The sequence below is a fragment of the Haloarchaeobius pelagicus genome, from assembly GCF_051207375.1.
Classification (GTDB): Archaea; Halobacteriota; Halobacteria; order Halobacteriales; family Natrialbaceae; genus Haloarchaeobius.
In genome coordinates this window covers 24740-45688 of the sequence record NZ_JBPJZD010000002.1, presented here as the reverse complement: position 1 = coordinate 45688, position 20949 = coordinate 24740, and the positions used below count along the sequence as shown (strand labels likewise).

Here is a 20949-nt window from a genome sequence, read left to right as displayed (position 1 = left end):
GGACGGTGCCGCGGTTGTGCGACACGCCCGTCTCTGTCTTTCTCTCCGTCCGTGTCGCCTGTTCGCCACCATCGAGCAGCCACTCATTCCGCGGCATTCCCGAACTGGCCATCGCCGTGCCCGGTGAGCCGAAGCACCGTCGGCATCAACAACCCCTGGGCGACCACGCTGACGATGGCCACGCCGAACACCATCGTCTGGACGACCTCGCGGTACGGAAGCGCCGTGGGAAGCGCCAGGGCCAGCCCGACCGGGACCACGGTGTGCAGGCCGCCCCACACCACGATGTGCTGGCAGGCGACCGGCAGTGGGTCGGGGAGCACCTGGTTCGTCAGCGTCACCAGCGGGTAGATGGTCAGGGCTCGGACCAGTACGACGAGCACTGCGGCCAGCAGGACGAATCCGCCGTACTCGACGAACTGCCCCACGTCGACGGCAGCCCCGATGAGCACGTAGAGCACCGTGCTCACCAGGAAGGCGGCGACGTTCCACACCCGCTGGACGAACGACTCCGGCGCGGACATGTGTTCGTGGGTCAGCTCGTGCGCCCCCATCGCCAGCCCCGCACCGACGGTCGCCAGCACGCCCGACAGGCCCAGACCCCACTCTGCGAGCAGGAAGCTCCCGTATGCCACGACGACCGAGAGCAGCATCACCGCCAGCCGGTCCCGAAGCCGACGAGCCCACAGGTGTGCGAGGTAGCCGACGACCACGCCGACGAGCAGGCCGCCGCCGCCGACACTCGCGATGCTGAGGACGAACGACACCACCTGCCCAGACGTCGTGAGCGACGCGACCGCGTCGCTGGCGCTATCGGCCTGCCGGAACGCGGCGACCAGCGTGGCGAAGATGACGATGGCAACCCCGTCGTTCAGCAGGCTCTCACCTTCGATTGTGACCGAAAGCCGCTTCCCCACGTCGAACTGCTTGAACACCGAGAGCACCGCGGCCGGGTCCGTCGGGAGGATGACCGACGCGAACACCAGCGCGACGATGAGCGGGAAGCCGAACGCGACCGTCCCGACCACGCCGAGAATGATGACCGCCAGTGGCAACCCGACGAGCGTCAGGACCACCACGAGCAACGCGTTGTGGCGGAGTTCGCGCACGTCGATACTGGTCGTCCCCTCGAAGACGATCGTCGGGAGCAACACGGCGAGGATAAGGTCTGCGGAGAGTGTGAGATCGAACTCCAGACCGAGCACGGAGACGAGTACCCCAACGGCCACGAGCACGCTGGCGTAGGAGAGTTCGGGCCGCCAGTCGGCGAGGAGCTTGACGAGCAACGCGATGGCGAAGATGGCCACGACGCTCGCCAGGACCGGCTCGATTTCGCTCATCTGTCTCAGGAAAGGCCGCCGAGTCGGATAACGTTCGTTCCGGGCCGGGTGATGTGGTCACCTCCCGGTAAGCCGCTCGGGGAGCGCGGCGGTTTTTCCCGTGGAAAACCCAGTTCCCGGTATGACACGAACGGTCGCCGTCGTCGGCGCTGGCGCTGCAGGCGTCGGCGTCGCGGACGCGCTCCGAGGGACCGACACCGAGGTCACGCTGTTCGACAAGGGGAGAGGTATCTCCGGGCGCGCCGCGACCCGCCGCAAGCACGGCTGTCGCTACGACCACGGCGCGAACTACATCAAGCCCGGCGAGGACGCCTGGGTCGACGACCTGCTCGACGAACTCGGCACCGATGGACTCGCGGACATCGAGCAGCCGGTGTGGACCCACGACGCCGAGGGAACCATCGCCGAGGGCCGTGCCGACGAGTCGCACAAGTGGACCTATGTGCAAGGCATCACCCAGTTCGCAAAGCGCGTCCGAGAGCGGGCGGGTGCATCGGTCCACAAGGCGACCCGAATCGAGGACATCGCTCGGGAGGACGATGCCTGGACCCTCACCGACACTGAGGGCGAGTCGTACGGTCCGTTCGACGTCCTCGTACTCACCCCACCGGCACCGCAGACCGCCGACCTGCTCGCAGCCACCGACTGGACCGACGACCGTCTCTCACGGCTTCACGAGGCGGTCGAGTCGGTCCCGTACCGGACCATCCGGACGCTCGTCCTGCACTACCCGTTCGAACTCGACCGGCCGTGGTACGCGCTCGTGAACCCGGACCGCGAGCACCCGGTCGGCTGGCTCTCGCGCGAGGAGTGCAAGCCCGGGCACGTCCCCGACGACGAGAGCCTGCTTATCGCACAGATGAGTCCCGAGTGGTCGGTCGAGCACTACGACGACCCGACCGAAGAGGCCGCCGCCGAAGCCGCGGACCTCGTCGCGGACCTGCTCGAGGACGACCGACTCACCGAGCCGGACTGGGTCGACTCGCAGGGCTGGCGGTACGCGCTCCCGGACGCCGGCGTCGACGCGACGGCAGCGCGCTGTGCCGAGGACGCCGGACTGTTCGTCGCCGGTGACTGGGTGGTCGGCGAGGGACGGGTCCATCTCGCGTTCGAGAACGGGCGAACCGTGGGCTCGCGAATCGCCGAACGGGGATGATAACTCGCATTCGCCGGTTCCGGTAGGCTCACTTCCCCCCGTCACATTCGACCGGTAGTGACTGGAGAATTTCTCGTCCCCGCGCTGGCGATCGCGGCCGCCGCTATCTGGGCGCTTTCGATGACACTCCAGAAGCGCGGGCTGGCAGCCGGCGGAACCGTCCTGCAGGGCTCGCTGGTCGTCGCCGTCATGGACGCGGTCTGCTACTGGACGGTCATCGGTGGCGTCGCCGTCACCACGAGCCACACTCCGCCCATCACGCCGTTCATCCTCGGGATATTCTTCGTCTCGGGGACCGTCGGCACCGCCGTCGCGCGACTGTCGTCGTTCGTCGGTATCGACCGGGTCGGGGCGAGTGTCAACTCCGCGGGCATCTCGACGCGGCCCCTGTTCGCGGCCGCCCTCGCCTTCGTCTTCATCGGCGAGGTGGTGAACGAGGTGACCGTCGCCGGTATCGTCGTCCTCGTCGTCGGCCTCGTCGTTCTCACCCTCTCGAAGGGTGGCGACATCGCCGGCTGGCAGCCGTGGGAACTCGTCTTCCCCATCTTCGCGGCCATCGCCTACGGCGGCAGTGACGTGGTCCGGCGCTTCGGCCTGACCGAGACGCCCGTCACGGCGCTGGAAGCGGTCGCCCTCCACGAGACCTGGGGCGTCCTCTGGCTCGTCGCCATCATCGGCGGGCGCGTCGGCTGGGACGCGATCGACATCCCCCGTCCGGCGTTCGGGTTCTACCTCGTCGCCGGTCTCCTCAACGCCACCTCGCTGTTCCTGTTCTTCGCCGCGCTGGACCGCGGGAACGTGGCCGTCGTCTCCTCGCTGGTGGGGACCGCGCCGCTGTTCGTCGCGGTATTCACCGCGCTGTTGCTCGGGGATTTAGAACGGGTGACGAAAGGGCTGGCCGCTGGCGCGCTGTTGGTCGTCGTCGGTGCGACGCTCATCACGATAGCGTAGCTGGGAGCGTGGAATCTGAGCGTGCGGTGAGCCGCAGCGCTCGACCTATGACAAGTGCTGTGCCTCTGTGAGCCGACTGCACCAGCCCCACCTGGGAACAGCCGCGACGGTTGGGATTACCGTGTAAGCACGTCTAGTGGCTGGGACGGGGATTGAATAATGATGCCGGGAGAATCAGAATTCGAAACGGGGGTCGAATCGGGTGACGTTCCTGTCCCGTGTCAGGGGACCTGCGGCGTCACGAAGTACGTCGCCGAGGTGCCGTCGTCGTAGATGATGGAGAGGATGAAGTAGTCACCCTCCTCGATCTGGTAGTTCGCGAGCACGGTGTCGCTGCCACTCTTCTCCAGTCCGATGAACTCGAACCGGAACGTCTCGGTGCCGCCGTCCTTCGCGATGGTCCCGAGCGTGCTCGCCGGCGCTGCGTAGTCACCGCCGATGGTGAAGTTGGCTGCACTACCGGATGGACCGGTCCCGTCGATCCGGTACTCCAGCGCTGGGTCCCGGTTGTTGCTGTTCGAGATCTGCCGCGCGGAGTAGAAGTTAACGCGAACTTCGTCGATGGTCCGGTCGACCGACCCACGGTTCTCCAGCGTCAGGTCCGCGTAGAACATCTTATTGCTGGTGTTCACCTCGGTGATGTCGGCCATCTGGAGGTTCACAGTGTTGGCACTGCCTGGGTTGATGGTCCCCCCGATTCCCTCATTCCGTTCACCGACCTTGATCGACACTTCCGTGGATTCCACAGACGTGGGGGCGGTCCCGAAACTCATGTTTATCGTGGCTGACCCGTTCGAAACGCTGGCCGCGTAGGTGAACTCCGCGATACCGTCCTCGTCGGTGATGGCGCTGTTCTCGGCGAGTGAGCCGACACCCGGGTCGGTCGCGTTCACGACGACGCCACTGACGGGGGTGTGGTACTGGTCACGGACCTGGATGCGGAGCGTCTCTGACCCGCCGACGGTCATGTAGAGGTCGCTCCCACCCTTGTTGACGATATAGGCGGGTTGCTCGCTCGCCGTCGACTTCTCTATCGAGACGCGAGCGACCTGCAGGGTGTAGGTACCCGGCTTGAGGGTGATCGTCACCGTCCCAGCCGAGACGTCCACGTCGGTGACGGTGCCTCTTGCCAGGGGATCTGCGAGTAGTTCGTCCCACTCGGTCTGCGAGAGCTGCGTATCGAGCCTGATGGTCAGGTCGCCGCCGCTGTTCGTCACGGCGAGCCGCTGCGTTGCACCGGTGACGGGCTCCAGCCGGAGCGTCTCCGAGTCGACCGACTGCAAGGACAGGTCACTGTCGACGGCGACGAGGGTGATGCGGTTCCCGTCGATGAACGCGCTGTCGGTCACCAGCGTGGTCGCTCCGTTCGGGAACCGGTTGTACACGATACCGTTCTCGAGATAGGTCGTGGGGGCGGTCCCGTAGTTGTTGTACCGGGGCGTGTACGCGATGACACTGGTCGAGTAGTTGAGTTCGCGACTCGTCGCGAGTCCAGCCAGGTACTCGTCAGCGTCGGGGTCGACCGCCGCGATGTTCGAGATGCGAATCCCGTTACCCGTGGTCGCGTCGAGTCGGCCGGAGGCCGGCCCGGGGTTCACGAGGAACATCCGCGCCGGGTATCGGGTGCCGGGTTGGACGACGATATCGGTCGGCGACCCCTCTTCGGCGACCTCCAGGATGCCAGCGTTGAGCTGCTCGAAGTCCTCCTGGACCTGCTGGTTGTGTTCGAACTCTATCTGGCCGTTCATCGCCGGGACGAGGCTGACCTGCGTCAGTGCGAGCAGGGACAGCGCGAGCCCGAAGATGAGGATGCCACCGAGCACCGGCGATACGCCGCGCTCGTCCCCCCACCGAATGATTGTATTGTTGCTGTTGTTGTGTTGCATTGATTCTCCCCCTTCGTTCAGACCAGGACGAACGTCACGACTGCGACGAGCGTCAGGCCGATACTGTACTTCAACCCCGAGAGGGTGTCGTTGTCCGAGAGCTTGCCCGCGAGCATGCCACTTCCAATCGCCATGATGATGACGGAGTGGAAGAACAGCGCCCGGTAGGTGTCGAGCGGGACGTTGCTCAGTGAGGCGAACCCGGGTGCCTGTACGTCGCCGGCCGTCTGGGTTTGGGCGGTCGTCTCCGCGATGGCACCGAAGTAGCTCGCGTCGATGAGCACGATGACCATCAGGTACACGAGGAACCCGATGACCACGATGGCGATGTACGACGACATCGCGCGCTGGCGGGCCCGGTCGATGCGGTGGCGGTTGCGCGTGTCCTCGGCCGCGATGGCGAGGATTCTGGACATGTCGCCGGACGACCGGCCACCTTCCGCGATGAGCTTGATGGTGCGGGTCAGGTGGGGAACCTTGAGGCGGTTCCCGAGGCCGACCAGCGCCTCCGTCAGGTCGTGGTTCCAGTGGATGTCGTTGCGGACGAGGCGAAGCTCGTCGGCGAGGACCCCCTTCGACCAGCGAGCGATCATGTCGAGCGCGTCGATGAGCGGGATGCCCATGTAGTTCGCACTCGAGAGCACGTTCAGCGTGTCGGGGAAGCGCTCGGCGAGTATCTTCTCGCGGCGGCGCTTGCGTTCGTGGAAGTACGACAGCGGCATCGCCACGATGAGCAGCGGGAGGACGACCAGCAGGGTGGTCGCCGCAACCGGTGCCGCCTCGAAGCCGGCCACCGATGGGGTCGCAAAGCCCTGGAACACGACCGCGGCGGTGAACGCGAGTGCGGCCGGGGCGGTGAACACGAGCGAGAGCAGTGGCGTCGCCTTCACGACCGCGAGTGGGTCACGGGCGAATTCGATGAATCGCTCCTGGCGCTGGTCCTTCTGGTAGGGACCGAACCGCTCGTCGTCTTCGACGGGCTCGGTGTCGATGGGTTCGGCGCGCTTCTCTTCGAGCTTCACGCCGCTCGTCTGGACGAACGGGGCCGAGAGCACGTCGATGAGCAGCAGGAAGCCCACCATCCCGAGCGGGAGGCCGACGTAGATGAGGACGGCCATCTGGGTGAGCGTCGAGCCGCCGAGGAAGCTGATGACCATCAGCGTCACGATGATGAACAGCGGCGCGGCGACGAACGCGACGATGAATATCTCGGAGAGTACCGAGAGCGTCTCCAGGAACTCCTCCTGTTCGTCTTTGGCGGTCTCGGCGTAGTGGCTGGACTGGTCCTCGAAGAACGAGGTCACTTCGCCACCGGAGTCGAGCACGCTCACGAGGTCGTCGAGGAACTGTTCGAGGTTGTCACTCGGTGTGAGGTTGCGGGCGTTCCGCAACGCGGTGAACAGGTCGTTCCCGAACAGCTCCATATCACGGACGATCATGTCGAACTCGTCGGCGACGTCGCCGTAGGTGTCCTCCGACTTCGCGAGTGCCTTGAACACCTCGACGAGGTTCATGCCGCCGTAGCTCATCGCGTACATGTACGTGATGGCGTGCGGGAGCGCCACGTTGATGGAGCGTTCGCGGTTCGAGACGACGTTCCGCGGGTAGTAGTACCGGAAGGCCCAGATGGACCCCCCGACCGTACTCCCGAGGAGCAGCGCCGACGCGCCGCCGGCGAACAGGGTCCGGTTCGACGAGACCAGCGACGTGATGCCGCCGGGCGCGGTGACCGGTGACGTGAGGCCGCCGAGGATACCGGCGTTGGCGAGCCAGAACGTCAGGAGGACGCCGACGGTTGCCCCCACTACACCGCCGACCATCGCGAGGATGGCGCTGTGGGTGAGGTAGATGTCGTAGGTCGTCCCGATACGTGCCTGGTTCAGCCAGCGCTGGACGTCACGGTACTTCGCGGGGCGTGATTTGAAGTACGTCCTGATGACGCCGTACTGGTCGCGCAGCTCGCGGCGTTCGTCCGGAGTCATATCCCGCGACCGCGGGAAGTACTGGCTGACCTCGTAGTCGGGTAACGGCGTCTGCCCCTCGCTCAACGGGGCCTGGACGTTTCCGTTCTCCCGGGTACTCATCGCGCCTCCGCGTGGATGACGCCGTCCAGCCGGTCGGCGCGGATGGCGTCGAGGATCTCGTCACGGTCGCGCTGGAACGTGTGGATGGTCCGGGTGACGTCGTCGTAGTCGGTGATGTCGTTTTCGACGAGGAAGCTGAGGACCTCGGTCCGGACCGAGAGCTCGTCGGCGAGCTCGTCCGCCGTCCAGCCGCGTTCGTCGGCAATCTCCGCGAGGAGCCGCGAGTCGCTGCCTCGTTCGTACTTGTCGCTCCGCGGGTCCCAGCGGAACACCTCGTTGGTCTCTATCGCGGTGAGGTCGTCGCTGGCGTGAACCTCGGCGATGACCTGGTTGCGGCGGACGCGGGTGTCGTCGGTGAATATCTGCTTCTGGATGGCGAGCACGTCGAGGTCCTGTATCATCTGGACCGGGACCGACAGCGGCGCGTTCTCCAGGCGGGCGAGTGCGCCATCGACGGAGTCGGCGTGGATGGTCGTGTACGACGTGTGGCCGGTCGCGATGGCGTTGAAGAACGTCAGGGCGACGCGCTGTTCCGTGCGGACCTCACCGACGAGCAGGTACTCGGGGCGCTGCCGGAGCGACGCCTGGAGTAGCTCGTACATCGAGACCTCGCCGCGGCCACCGTCGGTGACGGCGGGGCGCGAGACGGACTGGATCCAGTTGTCGTGGGGCAGCGTGATCTCGCGGGTGTCCTCGATGGAGACGACCTTCGAGTTCGGCGGGATGAAGAACCCGATGGCGTTCATCGAGGTCGTCTTGCCGGACCCGGTACCGCCCGCGAACACGAGCGACTTGTTGTTCTCGATGGCGAGCCAGAAGTACGCCATCTGGTGGACGTCGAACGTGTTCCACTTGATGAGGTCGACCGGCGTGTACGGCACCTCCGCGAACTTGCGGATGGTGAAGTTCGACCCGCGGGTCGCGATGTCCGAGCCCAGCGTGAGCTGGATGCGTGACCCGTCGGGCAGGCTCGCGTCGATGAGCGGGTCGGACACGGAGATGTGCTTGCCGGCGCGCTGGGCGAGCCGGACCGTGAACGAGTTCAGGCGGTCCTTGTCGAAGACGACGTTCGAGCGCAGGTCGCGGTAGTCGCCGTGGTAGACGAACACGGGGATGTCGATACCGTCACACGAGATGTCCTCGAGATTCTCGTCGCGCATCATCGCGTCTATCTTCCCGAAGTCGAGGAAGTCACGCAGCAGGTAGTATAGCAGCTTGTAGATACTGCCGTCCTCGACGGTCGCGGCGTGCTCGGCGATGATATCCTTCGACTTCTCCTCGAAGACGACCTCGCGGCCGCGTTCTGACTCGATGTCGTGGTACATCAGGCTGTTGCGCAGGATGCGCGTGAGATCCTCCCGGACGTAGCGCTCGAAGCCGTCGAGTTTGACCTCCGTGACCTCGTAGCGGAACTCCTTCCGGTTCGGACAGAACATGATGGAGACGTACGCGTACGGGCGGTTGACCCAGTAGCGCTCGACCTCGACGAGGTCGTCGAGGTACGAGAAGTCGAACCAGCGCTCGTCGATGAACTCGTTCGTCGGGCGCTCGGCGAAGCTTTCGTCGAGCGTGACGCCCTCGTAGTACGCCTTCACGTCGTCGAGGATGAGCTTGATGATGTCGTCCTTGGTGAGGGTCTCCTGTTGTTCGACCCACAGCACCAGCTCCTCCGTGTCGAGTTCCGTCGGGTCCTCCACGTCGTCCTCGTCGGTGGGGTCCTCCTCGCGGCGGACGAGCTCTTCGGACGGCTTGTCGCCGCCGTCAGCAGTCTCGTCCTCGTCAGCGGGGGCTTCCTCGTCTTCGCGGCGGACGAGTTCCTCGGACGGCTTGTCGCCGTCGTCGGCCGTCTCGTCCTCGTCAGCGGGGGCTTCCTCGTCTTCGCGGCGGACGAGCTCATCGGACGATTCGTCGCCGTCCTCGGTGTCTTCGTCCTCCAGGATGGTCGCGGCCTCGTGGCGCTCCTGCTCGGCTGCTGTCTCCTCCGTGGAGACGAGCGAGTCGTTCTCCGTGGCCGTGGTGGACGAGTCTGCCGATTCATCCTCTGCGTCCTCGTCCATCGCGTCCCCGCCCGCCTGTTCGGACACGTCTTCGACGGTGTCCTGTTCGGCTTCTGGGCCGAACTCGGGACCGACATCGGTGTCGGTGTCCCCGGCCCCTGTGTCGGCCGACTCCTCCCCCTCAGTCGACGTCGATTCCTCCTCCGTCGACTCGCTCTCGGTCACCTTCCAACCCCCGTCGGTGGTGTCCGTGCGCTCCTCCCCCTCGTCGCTTTTCTCATAGTGATTCATCAATATATGTTGATACGATACGCGGGCTAGTGACGTAAAGCTTTGCGAGATTGTTACGTTACGGCCCTCTAATGGGTGAAAATCAGGGAAAAATGAATACGTGGGTGGCCGATTCGGCTATGTTATCGGGATAAAAATTGCTATTGGTTATCATTTACCATGTCACGGTTTCGGGGCCACTCGAATGGCTCGTTCGGGACCTTCCATGGCCGGTTGAACCGACGAGTGCGTCGTTATGGGCGACGCACACCGACCGGCAGTATCGTCGAACGGGACGCGAAGCCGGAGCGAGAACACGCAGACACACGGCGGGTAGGGAGACCGGACCGGCTGGCTCTGTGTCCTAAACCGGTGGGCTTCGGGTCGCCACCGTGTCTGGCACCCCGGTGACGCTTCCCGAGTGCGGGCACATCCCGTCGCGTCGCCCTCTGTCACTCAGGGAAACGGTTTTCAGCGTGGCGCGTGTCGACACCCAGCATGGTAGACCGCCGCCACTACGAGTTCGAAGGATCGGCTCCCAACGTTCACGACTCCGCCTACGTGGCGCGTGACGCGACCCTCGTCGGCGACGTCACGGTCGAGGAGGACGCGAGCGTCTGGCCGGGTGTCGTCCTCCGTGGTGACGTCGGTCCCGTCCGCATCGGGGCGAGTTCACACGTGGGAGACAACGCCGTCTTCCACGACTCTCGGGTCGGAGAACGCGTGATGGTCGGGCACGGTGCCGTCCTGAACGACGCGGACGTGGCGAGGGGCTCGCTGGTGGGCATCAACGCGACGCTCAACTCGGACGTCACGGTCGGCGAACGGAGTATCGTCGCTGCCGGGACGGTGGTCCCGGATGGGTTCACCATCCCGTCGGAATCGTTCGTCCGGGGTGTCCCCGCACAGGTGGTTCCGCTCTCGGAGACGAGCGTCGACCCAGAAGAGATCGCAGACGCCTACTCGTCGGGTGCCTACACCGACCTCGCGTCCCGGCACAAGGACCTGTTCGACTGAGGGCTCGGCTTCTCAGGCGCTCCGGCGCTGGAGGACGAGGAGACTACCCAGGAGCGCAGCCACTGCAGCACCGACGCCGAATCCAGGCGTCGAGCCGTCACCACTCTCGCCCGCCGTGGTCGTCGCCTGTTCCGTGGTGGTCTGTTCGGTCATCTCGGTGGTCGTGGTCTGCTCGGGGGCGTCGGTCGCGGCCTGGACGCCTTCGACCGTGACGCTATCCGAGGTCACCGACCCGTTCACCGCTTCGAGTTCCACGTCGCCAGCGGACGCTATCTCGACGGTCGCACCGCCGTCGGCACCGGTCGTTGCTGCCTCGGTCCCGCCGACGCGGACGGTCGCGCCCTCGACGGCCTCACCGTACTCGTCGGTGACCGTGACGCGGACGGTCTGTCCGACGACGACCTGCGTGTTGGCCGGTTCGAGCGTGAGCTCGGGGGTGCGCGAGATCTCGTAGGTGAGCTGCTTGTCGGTCTCGCCCACGGTGAGCGTCCCGCTCTGGCCATCGTAGCCGTCCTTGCTCACCGAGACCGTGTACTCGGTGTTCACGTCGAGGGTCACGCCGCGGTTCCCGTTCTTGTCGGTCTGGAAGGAGCCGACGCCGTCGATGGCGATGGTCGCTTCCAGCGGCTTCGGGTCCTCGAAGTGGCTGTCGACGACGGAGAACTGGACGTTCGCGCTACCCTGTTCGAGGTCGAAGGTCTCCGTGGTCGACCCGCTGATGGTGAGCGTGGTCTCCTCGTCGAAGTAGCCCGGCTTGGTGATCGTCACCGTGTACTCGCCCTTCTCTATCTCGCCGGTCTCGAAGCCGCCGTCACTCCCGGTCGTACCGGTGGCCGCGGGGAGCTGGTTGGCCTTCCTGACCTTGACGTTCGCGTTGGCGACCGGGCCGTCGCCGTCCTCGACGGTGAACGACGCGCTGGCCGTCTCGTACATCGTCACGCTCACCTCGTCACCGTCGCTGACGTCGGTGACCGTGGCGGCGTTGTTCCGGACCAGGAAGGGGTGTTCCACGTCGATCTTCACGTCGGCTCCCTTGGGCACGTCGAACAGGACTTCGCCGTTCGAGACGGTCTCGCGTGTCTGGCTCTCGCCGTCGTAGGTGACGGTGACCTCGGCGTTGCCGACGCCGTCCCCGTTCTGGGTGACGACGGTGATTCGGAGTGCCACGTCCGGTGTACTCCCGTCGGCGGCAGCGACACCCGTGACCGGTGCGAGAAGCAGAAGGAGGCCGATTCCGATGGCAATCAGGCGCATTAGTTGGCTATCCCGGGCGTGCTTACTTAAATTTCTCTGGTTCCTCTCACGTCCCGGTACTGTCTGTACGGGCGAGATGAAGACGTCTCGCGTCGGTTCTCGGGTCGTGCGGTCCGTTCGCATGGGCAGCGGGCTCCCCGTGGTCATCGCGCCCTCGGCCGACGGGAGCATGGTGGCGTGGGACCGCCGTCTCGACGGCGAGACCCCACTTCGAGCCGGTCGACGACGCATCCCTCCTGGCTGACTGCTCGCGCTGGCATCGCCTGACGGGCGAGGCCGTCGACGGCCCACACGAGTGGGAGACGCTCGTCTCTGCCACCGACACGTCCACCGTGTTCTGGTTCGCCTGGCTGGCGTTCCACCCCGAGACGACGGTGTACGGGCGGGAGTGACCGTTCAGCGACAGAGGACTCTCACCTCCCAAACATTTACCCCCGTTCCGCGCCCGTTTTTCGTATGGATCGACGCAACTTCCTCTTCGTCTCTATCGACGGTCTCATCGGCGACGTAGCCTGGCGCGTCCGTGAGCAGGGCCACGACGTTCGCTACTACATCGAGAGCGAGTCCGAACGTGAGATCGCCGACGGCTTCGTCGAGAAGACAGACGACTGGGAAGCCGATGTCGCCTGGGCGGACGTCATCGTCTTCGACGACGTGTTCGGCCACGGGACCCACGCGGAACGACTTCGCGAGGAGGGTCACGCAGTCGTCGGCGGCACCGAGTACACCGACCGACTGGAGGAGGACAAGGGCTTCGGGCAGGAGGAACTCGCCGACCACGGCGTGAACATCCTGCCTCGCAGGCGGTTCACCGACTTCGACGAGGCCGTCTCGTTCGTCCAGGACAACCCCGCCCGCTACGTCATCAAACCCTCGGGCGAGGTGCAGAACGTCAAGCGGCTGGTGTACGTCGGCGAGGACGACGACGGCGGCGACGTGGTCGACGTGCTCCGGGCGTACAAGAAGGCCTGGGGCCACCGGATGCAGTCGTTCGAACTCCAGCGCCGGGCCGAGGGCGTCGAGGTGGCCATCGGCGCGTTCTTCAACGGGAACGAGTTCGTCGAGCCGGTCAACGTCAACTTCGAGCACAAGAAGCTGTTCCCGGGCAACGTCGGCCCGCCGACCGGCGAGATGGGCACCTCGATGTTCTGGACCGAGCCGACCAGCCTGTTCGAGCGCACCCTTCGCCCCATGGAGGAGACACTGGCCGAGGAGGGCTACGTCGGTTACATCGACCTGAACTGCATCGTCAACGGGCGGGGCATCTTCCCGCTGGAGTTCACGCCGCGCTTCGGGTACCCGGGCATCTTCATCCAGGAGGAGGGCATGAAGACACCCATCTCGCAGCTGTTCGCCGACATCGCGAACGGGAACGACCCCGGCCTGGAGGTGCATCGCGGCTTCCAGGTCGGTGTCCGGGTCTGCCTCCCGCCGTTCCCGTTCAACGACGATGCAACCTTCGACGAGAACTCGAAGAACGCGGCCATCGTCTTCCGCGAGGCGTTCGAGGGCGAGCGCCCGCCGGGCGTCCACATCGAGGACGCGAAGCGGGTCGGTCCGGACGGGACCGCGGAGGGCGTCACCCCGGCCAACGGCCAGTGGCGCGTCTCCGGCTCCTCGGGTATCCCGCTGGTCGTCACGGGCAAGGGCACCTCGATGCGAGCTGCCCAGCGCCAGGCGTACGACCGCATCGAGGACATCATCCTCCCGAACATGTACTACCGCGACGACATCGGCGACCGCTGGGTGAACGACGGGGACAAACTCCTCTCGTGGGGGTACCTGCGATGAGCCGTCATGCCCTGTCAGGGTTGGAACCTAACTGGTTACCAACGCAGGCTATTCCCGTCGCTGTCCTACCGATTACCACGGAAGCACGCTCTCACGGGTCTTTCGAACACCGAACCTACATATGAAGAAAACACAGGTCAACGCGGGGAAGGCCATCCAGCGCAAGACGGGGAAGACGTTCCACATCGCGACGCGCCTCCTCCCACAGCGCATCCGCCACCCGACGTACGTACTCTACGGCTTCTTCCGGATCGCCGACGAGGTCGTCGACGACCCGGACGGCGACTCCCCTGAACAGCAGGCCGCCCGCCTCGAAACCCTCCGCGCACAGGCCCTCGGCCAGGAGACCACGGACGACCCGGTCATGCAGGCGTTCTGTGAGCTCTGCGACGAGCACGACATCAGCGACGAGTGGGTGAACGAGTTCGTCGACGCGATGGCCGCCGACATCGAGACGGACCGCTACGAGACGTACTCCGACCTCGAGGAGTACATGCGCGGCTCCGCGGCCGCCGTCGGCGTCATGATGACCGACATCATGGACCTCTCCGAGGAGGAGTACGAGCGCGCCCTGCCCCACGCCGTCAAGCTCGGCGAGGCCTTCCAGCTCTCGAACTTCCTCCGGGACGTGCGCGAGGACGTGGTCGACCGCGACCGCGTCTACCTGCCCATCGAGACACTGGAGCGCCACGGCGTCGACGTCGAGGCGGTCCTGAACCTCGACTCCTCGCCCGAGTTCCGTGACGCGGTCCACGAGGAGGTCTCCCACGCCGAGGACCTCTACCGCGAGGGCGTCGCCGGTATCCGGTACCTGCCCGAGGACTGCCAGTTCGCGGTCCTCCTGGCGTCGGTGCTGTACGCCGAACACCACCGGGCCATCCGGGAAGTGGATTACAACACCATCGACCACGAACCCGACCTCTCGCTGGCCCGCAAGCTCTCGCTCGTCGCCAAAACCCGCTGGCACTGGCTCTGGAACAAGGACCCCGAGGCCATCTTCCACCGCGTGAGCGCGGTGCCCGCGACCGAGGAGGCGGGGACCCACGAGCACAGCCGGGGCTGGACGCGCTGGCTGCCGACGCGGTAGCAGTCTTCGACATTCTTCTACGGAAGAACTATCCTCGCAGACGACCTCTCAATCGCAGAGATATCTTGGCATCGACTACTCGCGACCACGTCACGGCAGATTCGACCGGCTCATCACACGCCCACCGCGGCGAAGTCAGCGCGGAGACGATGCAGGTCATCTCCCAGGACGAGTACGGACCACCGACCGTCCTCGAACGCCGTGAAGTCCCGGTGCCGGCACCCACGGCCGACCAGATACTGGTGCGTGTTCGGGCGGCGGCCGCGAACCCACTCGACTGGCACATGATGCGTGGGGAGCCGTACCTCATGCGGCTGCAGTCGGGGTTGCGGCGGCCGTCCACCCCCGTCCGGGGCGTCGACGTGGCCGGGGTCGTGGAAGCGGTGGGCCCGAACGTCACGGAGTTCCAGCCGGGCGATGAGGTGTTCGGGCAGGCAGCCGGTGCGTTCGCCGAGTACGTCGTCGGCCGTGTCGACACGTTCGCCGCGAAACCGTCCACCTGCTCCTTCGAAGAAGCAGCGGCGGTCCCTGTCGCAGCAACCACCGCCCTGCAAGGGCTGCGCGACCACGGCGAGCTGACGGCCGGGCAAACCGTCCTGATAAACGGTGCGTCGGGTGGCGTCGGGACCTTCGCCGTCCAGCTCGCGAAATCGTTCGGTGCCGAGGTGACCGGTGTGTGCAGCACGCGGAACGTCGAACTGGTCCGGTCGCTCGGGACCGACCACGTCGTCGACTATACGAAGACGGACTTCACGACGGGCGAGCAGCGATACGACCTCGTCTTCGACCTGGCAGGGAACCACTCGCTGTCGGCGCTTCGACGCGTGCTGACAGACGAGGGGACGCTCGTCCTCTGCAGCGGTGCGGGCGGTCGATTGCTCGGCCCGCTCGGCACCCTCGCCTGGGCCACCGTCGTCGGGCGGTTCTCTCGTCAGCGGCTCCGTGGGTTCCTCGCGACGGTGAACACCGGGGATCTGGAGACGCTGGCCGAACTCCTGGCGGACGGGACGGTCACACCGACCATCGACCGGACGTATCCACTGGCGGAGACGCCCGAGGCCATCCGGTACCTCGAAACTGGGCACGCTCGCGGAAAGGTCGTCATCACGGTCTGAGCGACGGACCATGCGTCTCGCTCGCTCTCACTCCGCAGGAATCGGCTCTCACCTCATATCCCTCGGAAGCGTTCTCTCTACAGCATGAGTAGTTCTGGCGCGGGACAGGTCGTCGTCCTCACGGGCGCGAACGAGGGTATCGGCCACCACATGCTGCGGACCCTCCTCGACGACGGCTATCGAGTCGTCGGACTCGACATCGACGTGCGAAACCTCGAATCGTTGCAAGAGACGTATTCCGAGAGCCTGCGCTACCACGAGTGCGACGTGACCAGCGACGAAGACGTCGAGGCCGCAGTCGACGCCGTCATCGCCGAGTGGGGCCAGATAGACGTGCTCGTCAACAACGCCGCAGTCCTGAACTTCGGCTTCCTCGAGGACCAGACGCTCGAAGACGCGAGACGCACCTTCGAGGTCAATCTCTTCGGCTACCTCCGAACCATCCACGCCGTCCTGCCGCACATGCGGGCCCGGAACCAGGGCATCATCCACAACGTGAGTTCCGGCGTCGGACTGGTCGGCAATCCCGGGTTGACCGGGTACGGGGCGACCAAGGGTGCCATCGAGGCGTTCACGAAGTCGTTGCGGCTCGAACTCCAGAACACGAACGTCGCGGTGACCGTGATGCATCCGACGCTGGCTGCGACCCGGCAGGCGAAGGAACTCGACTATCCCGCCTCGCAGATGAGTGACCCGGCCGACGTGGGGCGGAAACTGGCCCGGAAGATCGCGTCGCGAAAGCCGGTCATCTTCACCGACTGGGTCACCAGAATCGGGCTGGCGGCGGCACAGCGATTCCCGTACCTCGTGAAGAAGGGGACCAGGCGGTTCGTCGAGGCGCACGAGGCGGTACCGGGGACGACCACGGGGGACGAACCGGTGGAGGCGGAGACGTGAGTCTCGTCTGGCCGGACCGTTTGTGAGTATCTGAGTAAAAATGGGTTTCTCGTGTCTGCAGCCGCTATGTGTACCGGATGTCCGAGAGAGAGGAGACCACAGTTCATCACTGTGGTGTGGAATGCGAAGACGGGACGACGTGCAGACGGACCACCAGTGAACAGAGGAACTGCTGGCAACACCGCGACTACGAGGCACTGCTGAGGTAGGCTGCAGCACGACCTGGTCCTCACGGCCCTGATAGAAGGGCTATCCGAGATGCTCGCAAACTAGACGTGATGAATACGTCTCGTATGCAGCGTCACATCCTCGTTGCAGCTACCCTCGTCGCGGCGGTCGCGACGGTCGGGAGCCTCTACTTCAGGTACGGCATGGGGTTGTTCCCGTGTGAACTCTGCTGGTTCCAGCGCATCTTCATGTACCCGCTGGTCATCGTCCTCGGCGTGGCCGCCGTCGAGAACCGCGGCGCGGTCTACCGGACCGTTCTGCCGGTCGCGACCATCGGGTGGCTCATCGCCGCATATCACTCCTACGCCCAGGTCGCGGGCGACTCGCTCGTGTGCTCGTCGTTCTGCGCGTCGATTCAGTACCAGCTCTTTGGAGTCCTGACCATCCCCAACCTCTCGCTCATCGCGTTCTCGATGATTCTTGTGCTGGTCGGGAGCCTCGCGTTCGAGGCCCGCCGGACGGCGACCGAGACCACCGACCCCGAGCGGGTCGGGTCCGACTGAACCGCCCCGGAGCGGCGACGGTCCCGCTCAGAACGCCCTTCTCACCACGCGAACCAGCGCGCTGTCGCCGACCTCGAAGTCGAACCGGTCGGTCTGCAGTAACCCGAAGCCGAAGCCGACGGCCAGGAACGCCGGAATCCAGTTGGCGTACACCGCGTTGATGCTGCCCCAGAGGACCACGAAGCTGACCAGGTCGTCGAGCATGAACTCACAGGAGTCGAGTCGGTCGCGCAGGCCAGTTCCGTCGAACGCCACGTCGAACAGCACGACCGCAACCGTGGCAGAAAGCACCCAGCCGAGGTAGTTCGAGGCCGGGACGCCGTAGTAGCCGCCGACGCCGTCGGGGTGGGCCGCGTACTCCCAGAAGTTCACCGCCACCGCGCCGGGGTCGAGCACGAGGTCGATGGCGAGGACGGTCGCGATGGTCGCGAGCAGGCGGATGGCGCGGTGCTCCGCACGGTCTTCCAGCAACAGGAGGGTGAGCAGGTACGCGTTGAGGACCAGCGGGAAGAAGAACACGGGGAGCCCGATGGGTATCTCGCCGAACAGCATCGGCCCCAGCGATATCTCGTACTCGAAGTGCCCGTAGGGCCAGCCCGTCCTGACGCCGACTAACTCGATACCGTAGGCGTAGACGGTGAGCAGCCCGAGGCTCGCGAGGCCCTTCTTGCCGAGGACCGGCAGGACACCGGCCACGAGGGGCAGGCGCATGACGATGACCCCGAACATGATGAACAGGGCGTTGTAGGTCAGGAACGGCGGGAGCAACCCTTCGGCGCTGGCGACGAGCGAGACGGCTCCCACCGCAGGGAACACGACCGCGATGGTGAAGCGGTGCTCGCGCACGAGGGCGTCGAGGCGGGCTTCGATGCCGCGGCGGTCGAGGGCGGTCGAGTCAGACCCCAGTCTATCCATACAGCATCACCCACAGGCCGCCCATCGTCAGCAACATCCCCACGAAGGTGTTCACGAACGGGAACCACCAGTAGGCGCGGTCGACGGCCACGTCCGAGAGCGCGATACCGGCGACGAACACCGGGTAGACGCCGAGCAGGAGCCCGAGTCGCCAGTCCACGAGGGCGAACGCGCCCGCAGCGGCGAGCCACGTCAGGCCGCAGTAGGCGTAGGTCCGGGACTCCCCCAGGAACGTCGCGGTGGTCCGAATCCCGGCCGCGCGGTCGGGCTCGATGTCCGGGATGGCCGAGAACGTGTGCATGCCCATCGTCCAGAGCCAGCCGCCCGCAATCGCGAGCAGGGGCGGGAACTCGCCCGCGAGGGCAGCGTAGGCGACCACGCCCGGGAGGACGTACAGCCCGTTCGACAGGGAGTCGAACAGCGGCTTCGTCTTGAACCGGAAGGGCGGCGCGCTGTACTGGACCGCGAGGACGTAGTAGAGGGCCATGGCGATGCCGGCCTCCTGTGACAGGACGAACACGAACGGGAGCCCGATGACGCCCGAGGCCAGTATCAGGACGTTCACGGCCGGGCTATCCCGATAGCGAACCTCCTTGTCCTCCTTCTTCGGGTTGTGCTCGTCCACGTCGCGGTCGAACACGTCGTTGACGCCGTAGAGGAACACGTTCGCCGGGAAGGTGAAATAGAGGAACAGCAAGACGGCGACGGGGGCGAACAGTTCCGCGGTCGACCCGGCGGCGTAGGTCACGCCGACGACGACCGGGCCGGCGAGGTAGAACCAGAACCGCGGTCTGGAGAGCCGGAGCAGGTAGCCCGGAAGCGTCTCCTCGGAGGGGACCGCGGCCGCGAGTCGGGTCGCCACGTCGGTCATCAGTTCGCGTGGTCCTCCAGCACGCAGTCGGCGGTCAGGTCGCCCGAGATGAGGCACATCGGGACGCCGATGCCGGGGGTGGTGTACGACCCGGTGAAGTACAGGCCATCGACCTTCTTCGAGCGGTGTGGCGGCCGGAACAGGGCGGTCTGGCGCAGCGTGTGGGCCATCCCGAGGGCGGTGCCCTGCATCGAGTTGTAGCGCTCGCCGAACTCGGAGACGGAGAACATCTCCTCGACCACGAGCCGGTCGCGCAGGTCGACGCCGGTGTTCTCGGCGATGTCCTCGAGGACGAGGTCACGGTACCACTCGCGGGTCTCCTCGCCGTCCTCCAGGCCGGGCGCGATGGGGACGAGGACGAACAGGTTGCTGTGGCCCTCGGGGGCCACGGAATCGTCGGTCTTCGAGGGGACACAGAGGTAGTACGCCGGGTTCTCGGGCCACTCGGGGTCGTCGAATATCTGGCCGAAGTGCTCCTCCCAGTCGGTCGGGAGCACGAGGGTGTGGTGGGCGAGTTCGTCCACGTCACCCTCGACGCCCATGTACATGAGGAACGCCGAGGGGGCGTAGGTGCGCGAGTCCCAGTACTCGGCGTCGTACTGGCGCTTCTCTTCGGGCAGGAGTTCCTGCTCGGTGTGGGCGTAGTCGGCGTCCGAGACCACGAGGTCTGCCGGGTACTTGTTGCCGTGGGCGGTCTCGACGAGGAAGCCGCCGCCGCGGCCCTTGATTGCGGTTACTGGCTCGTCGACGTGGAACTCCACGCCCAGTTCCTCGCCCAGCTGGACGATGCCGTCGACGACGCCGCCAAGCCCGTTCTCGGGGTACCAGACGCCGAGGTTGAAGTCGACGTGGCTCATGAGGTTGTACAGCGCCGGGGTGTTGTTCGGCGAGCCGCCGAGGAACACCAGCGTGTACTGCATTATCTGCTGGAGCTTCGGGTGGTCGAAGTACTTCTCGACGTGGTCCTGCATCGACCCCAGAAGCGAGAGCCCGCGGGCCTGTCTGGCCACGTCGAGATCGAGGAAATCCCTGAGAGACGACCGGTCCTCGTAGACGAAGTGCTCCATCCCGACATCGTAGTTCTCCTCCGATTTGTCGAGGTAGCGTTCGAGGGCCTCGCCAGCGCCGGCCTCGTAGGACTCGAACACCTGTTTGGTGCGCTCCTTGTCGGCGGTGATGTCGACCTCGTCGCCGTCTTTGAAGAAGATGCGGTAGTGCGGGTCGAGGCGTTCGAGCTGGTAGTAGTCCGTGGGTGTGCGGTCGAAGTGCCCGAAGAAGCGCTCGAACACGTCGGGCATCAGGTACCACGACGGGCCCATGTCGAAACGGAACCCGTCTTTCTCCAGCACCGAGGCGCGCCCCCCGAGTTGCTCGTTCTTCTCGAGGACCGTCACGTCCGCGCCGGCGTCAGCGAGATAACAGGCCGTCGAGAGGCCGCCGAAGCCCGAGCCGACGACGACCACCGACGTTCCAGAGAGGGAAGTCATGTGCTCTTGTAGTGATGAGACCGGCATAAACCCGGTGCCGACCTCGTTCGGTCGGTCCCACCGTGGCATGCCAGGGAGTACCGCGACCGATGCTTTCCTG

17 protein-coding genes are annotated in these 20949 nt (G+C 65.7%); 9 read left to right on the top strand and 8 right to left on the bottom strand.

Features of this window, described 5'->3' with window-relative positions; translation table 11 throughout:
• Window positions 1-83: 83 nt before the first annotated feature.
• On the bottom strand, window positions 84-1340 hold the full coding sequence (locus ACSC1S_RS12705) for a cation:proton antiporter (RefSeq protein WP_435364649.1): 1257 nt from the start codon (window positions 1338-1340) through the stop codon (window positions 84-86).
• 121 nt (window positions 1341-1461) lie between these two features.
• On the opposite strand from ACSC1S_RS12705, the gene ACSC1S_RS12700 reads away from it, so the two are divergent.
• Window positions 1462-2496: an NAD(P)/FAD-dependent oxidoreductase gene (locus tag ACSC1S_RS12700; RefSeq protein ID WP_435364648.1), complete on the top strand. Its 1035-nt coding sequence runs from the start codon at window positions 1462-1464 to the stop codon at window positions 2494-2496.
• Between the two features lie 57 nt (window positions 2497-2553).
• A complete protein-coding gene (locus ACSC1S_RS12695) occupies window positions 2554-3447 on the top strand; it encodes an EamA family transporter (RefSeq protein WP_435364647.1) in 894 nt (297 codons plus the stop codon).
• Window positions 3448-3668: 221 nt separating this feature from the next.
• Here ACSC1S_RS12695 and ACSC1S_RS12690 read toward each other — a convergent pair whose 3' ends face one another.
• The 3 genes from ACSC1S_RS12690 to ACSC1S_RS12680 are packed head-to-tail and all read right to left on the bottom strand — an operon-like array spanning window position 3669 to window position 9705.
• Window positions 3669-5333 carry an Ig-like domain-containing protein gene (locus ACSC1S_RS12690; protein ID WP_435364646.1) on the bottom strand — a complete coding sequence of 555 codons (1665 nt, stop codon included), beginning with the start codon at window positions 5331-5333 and terminating at the stop codon, window positions 3669-3671.
• Between the two features lie 17 nt (window positions 5334-5350).
• The gene (locus tag ACSC1S_RS12685) at window positions 5351-7417 is read right to left on the bottom strand and encodes a type II secretion system F family protein (protein ID WP_435364645.1); all 2067 of its coding nucleotides are present in this window, start codon (window positions 7415-7417) and stop codon (window positions 5351-5353) included.
• The gene (locus ACSC1S_RS12680; RefSeq protein WP_435364644.1) at window positions 7414-9705 is read right to left on the bottom strand and encodes an ATPase, T2SS/T4P/T4SS family; all 2292 of its coding nucleotides are present in this window, start codon (window positions 9703-9705) and stop codon (window positions 7414-7416) included. The genes ACSC1S_RS12685 and ACSC1S_RS12680 overlap by 4 nt, the downstream gene beginning before the upstream one ends.
• 477 nt (window positions 9706-10182) lie before the next feature.
• Between ACSC1S_RS12680 and ACSC1S_RS12675 the strand changes: the two genes are divergently transcribed.
• Window positions 10183-10701 carry a gamma carbonic anhydrase family protein gene (locus ACSC1S_RS12675; protein ID WP_435364643.1) on the top strand — a complete coding sequence of 173 codons (519 nt, stop codon included), beginning with the start codon at window positions 10183-10185 and terminating at the stop codon, window positions 10699-10701.
• A 12-nt stretch (window positions 10702-10713) separates the two neighbouring features.
• On the opposite strand, the gene ACSC1S_RS12670 is transcribed toward ACSC1S_RS12675, so the two are convergent.
• Entirely contained in the window at window positions 10714-11955 is a 1242-nt protein-coding gene (locus tag ACSC1S_RS12670) for a carboxypeptidase regulatory-like domain-containing protein (protein ID WP_435319219.1), read from the bottom strand.
• Window positions 11956-12031: 76 nt separating this feature from the next.
• On the opposite strand from ACSC1S_RS12670, the gene ACSC1S_RS12665 reads away from it, so the two are divergent.
• The 6 genes from ACSC1S_RS12665 to ACSC1S_RS12640 all read left to right on the top strand — a co-directional run bounded on the left by ACSC1S_RS12665 (window position 12032) and on the right by ACSC1S_RS12640 (window position 17576).
• Window positions 12032-12199 carry a hypothetical protein gene (locus tag ACSC1S_RS12665; RefSeq protein WP_435364642.1) on the top strand — a complete coding sequence of 56 codons (168 nt, stop codon included), beginning with the start codon at window positions 12032-12034 and terminating at the stop codon, window positions 12197-12199.
• A 212-nt stretch (window positions 12200-12411) separates the two neighbouring features.
• Window positions 12412-13746 carry a phosphoribosylamine--glycine ligase gene (locus ACSC1S_RS12660; protein WP_435364641.1) on the top strand — a complete coding sequence of 445 codons (1335 nt, stop codon included), beginning with the start codon at window positions 12412-12414 and terminating at the stop codon, window positions 13744-13746.
• A gap of 121 nt (window positions 13747-13867) precedes the next feature.
• Window positions 13868-14833: a phytoene/squalene synthase family protein gene (locus ACSC1S_RS12655; protein ID WP_435364640.1), complete on the top strand. Its 966-nt coding sequence runs from the start codon at window positions 13868-13870 to the stop codon at window positions 14831-14833.
• Between the two features lie 65 nt (window positions 14834-14898).
• The gene (locus ACSC1S_RS12650) at window positions 14899-15948 is read left to right on the top strand and encodes an NAD(P)-dependent alcohol dehydrogenase (RefSeq protein WP_435364639.1); all 1050 of its coding nucleotides are present in this window, start codon (window positions 14899-14901) and stop codon (window positions 15946-15948) included.
• Between the two features lie 84 nt (window positions 15949-16032).
• Window positions 16033-16845 carry an SDR family NAD(P)-dependent oxidoreductase gene (locus ACSC1S_RS12645; RefSeq protein ID WP_435364638.1) on the top strand — a complete coding sequence of 271 codons (813 nt, stop codon included), beginning with the start codon at window positions 16033-16035 and terminating at the stop codon, window positions 16843-16845.
• Between the two features lie 278 nt (window positions 16846-17123).
• Window positions 17124-17576, top strand: coding sequence for a disulfide bond formation protein B (locus ACSC1S_RS12640; RefSeq protein ID WP_435364637.1), 453 nt, complete (start codon window positions 17124-17126; stop codon window positions 17574-17576).
• 27 nt (window positions 17577-17603) lie between these two features.
• On the opposite strand, the gene cruF is transcribed toward ACSC1S_RS12640, so the two are convergent.
• The 3 genes from cruF to crtID are packed head-to-tail and all read right to left on the bottom strand — an operon-like array spanning window position 17604 to window position 20849.
• On the bottom strand, window positions 17604-18491 hold the full coding sequence (gene cruF, locus ACSC1S_RS12635; protein ID WP_435364636.1) for a bisanhydrobacterioruberin hydratase: 888 nt from the start codon (window positions 18489-18491) through the stop codon (window positions 17604-17606).
• Window positions 18484-19362 carry a prenyltransferase gene (locus ACSC1S_RS12630; protein ID WP_435319211.1) on the bottom strand — a complete coding sequence of 293 codons (879 nt, stop codon included), beginning with the start codon at window positions 19360-19362 and terminating at the stop codon, window positions 18484-18486. Before ACSC1S_RS12630 ends, cruF begins: the two co-directional genes overlap by 8 nt.
• Window positions 19362-20849 (bottom strand): bifunctional phytoene desaturase/3,4-desaturase, encoded by a 1488-nt coding sequence (crtID, locus tag ACSC1S_RS12625; protein WP_435364635.1) that lies wholly within the window; start codon window positions 20847-20849, stop codon window positions 19362-19364. Before crtID ends, ACSC1S_RS12630 begins: the two co-directional genes overlap by 1 nt.
• Window positions 20850-20949 lie beyond the last annotated feature (100 nt).

Bases quoted from the DNA above. Each gene is read 5' to 3' on its own strand.
- ACSC1S_RS12705 (WP_435364649.1), bottom strand. From the start codon at position 1,340: ATGAGCGAAATCGAGCCGGTCCTGGCGAGCGTCGTGGCCATCTTCGCC.
- ACSC1S_RS12700 (WP_435364648.1), top strand. From the start codon at position 1,462: ATGACACGAACGGTCGCCGTCGTCGGCGCTGGCGCTGCAGGCGTCGGC.
- ACSC1S_RS12690 (WP_435364646.1), bottom strand. From the start codon at position 5,333: ATGCAACACAACAACAGCAACAATACAATCATTCGGTGGGGGGACGAG.
- ACSC1S_RS12685 (WP_435364645.1), bottom strand. From the start codon at position 7,417: ATGAGTACCCGGGAGAACGGAAACGTCCAGGCCCCGTTGAGCGAGGGG.
- ACSC1S_RS12680 (WP_435364644.1), bottom strand. From the start codon at position 9,705: ATGAATCACTATGAGAAAAGCGACGAGGGGGAGGAGCGCACGGACACC.
- ACSC1S_RS12675 (WP_435364643.1), top strand. From the start codon at position 10,183: ATGGTAGACCGCCGCCACTACGAGTTCGAAGGATCGGCTCCCAACGTT.
- ACSC1S_RS12670 (WP_435319219.1), bottom strand. From the start codon at position 11,955: ATGCGCCTGATTGCCATCGGAATCGGCCTCCTTCTGCTTCTCGCACCG.
- ACSC1S_RS12665 (WP_435364642.1), top strand. From the start codon at position 12,032: ATGAAGACGTCTCGCGTCGGTTCTCGGGTCGTGCGGTCCGTTCGCATG.
- ACSC1S_RS12660 (WP_435364641.1), top strand. From the start codon at position 12,412: ATGGATCGACGCAACTTCCTCTTCGTCTCTATCGACGGTCTCATCGGC.
- ACSC1S_RS12655 (WP_435364640.1), top strand. From the start codon at position 13,868: ATGAAGAAAACACAGGTCAACGCGGGGAAGGCCATCCAGCGCAAGACG.
- ACSC1S_RS12645 (WP_435364638.1), top strand. From the start codon at position 16,033: ATGAGTAGTTCTGGCGCGGGACAGGTCGTCGTCCTCACGGGCGCGAAC.
- ACSC1S_RS12640 (WP_435364637.1), top strand. From the start codon at position 17,124: ATGAATACGTCTCGTATGCAGCGTCACATCCTCGTTGCAGCTACCCTC.
- cruF (WP_435364636.1), bottom strand. From the start codon at position 18,491: ATGGATAGACTGGGGTCTGACTCGACCGCCCTCGACCGCCGCGGCATC.
- ACSC1S_RS12630 (WP_435319211.1), bottom strand. From the start codon at position 19,362: ATGACCGACGTGGCGACCCGACTCGCGGCCGCGGTCCCCTCCGAGGAG.
- crtID (WP_435364635.1), bottom strand. From the start codon at position 20,849: ATGACTTCCCTCTCTGGAACGTCGGTGGTCGTCGTCGGCTCGGGCTTC.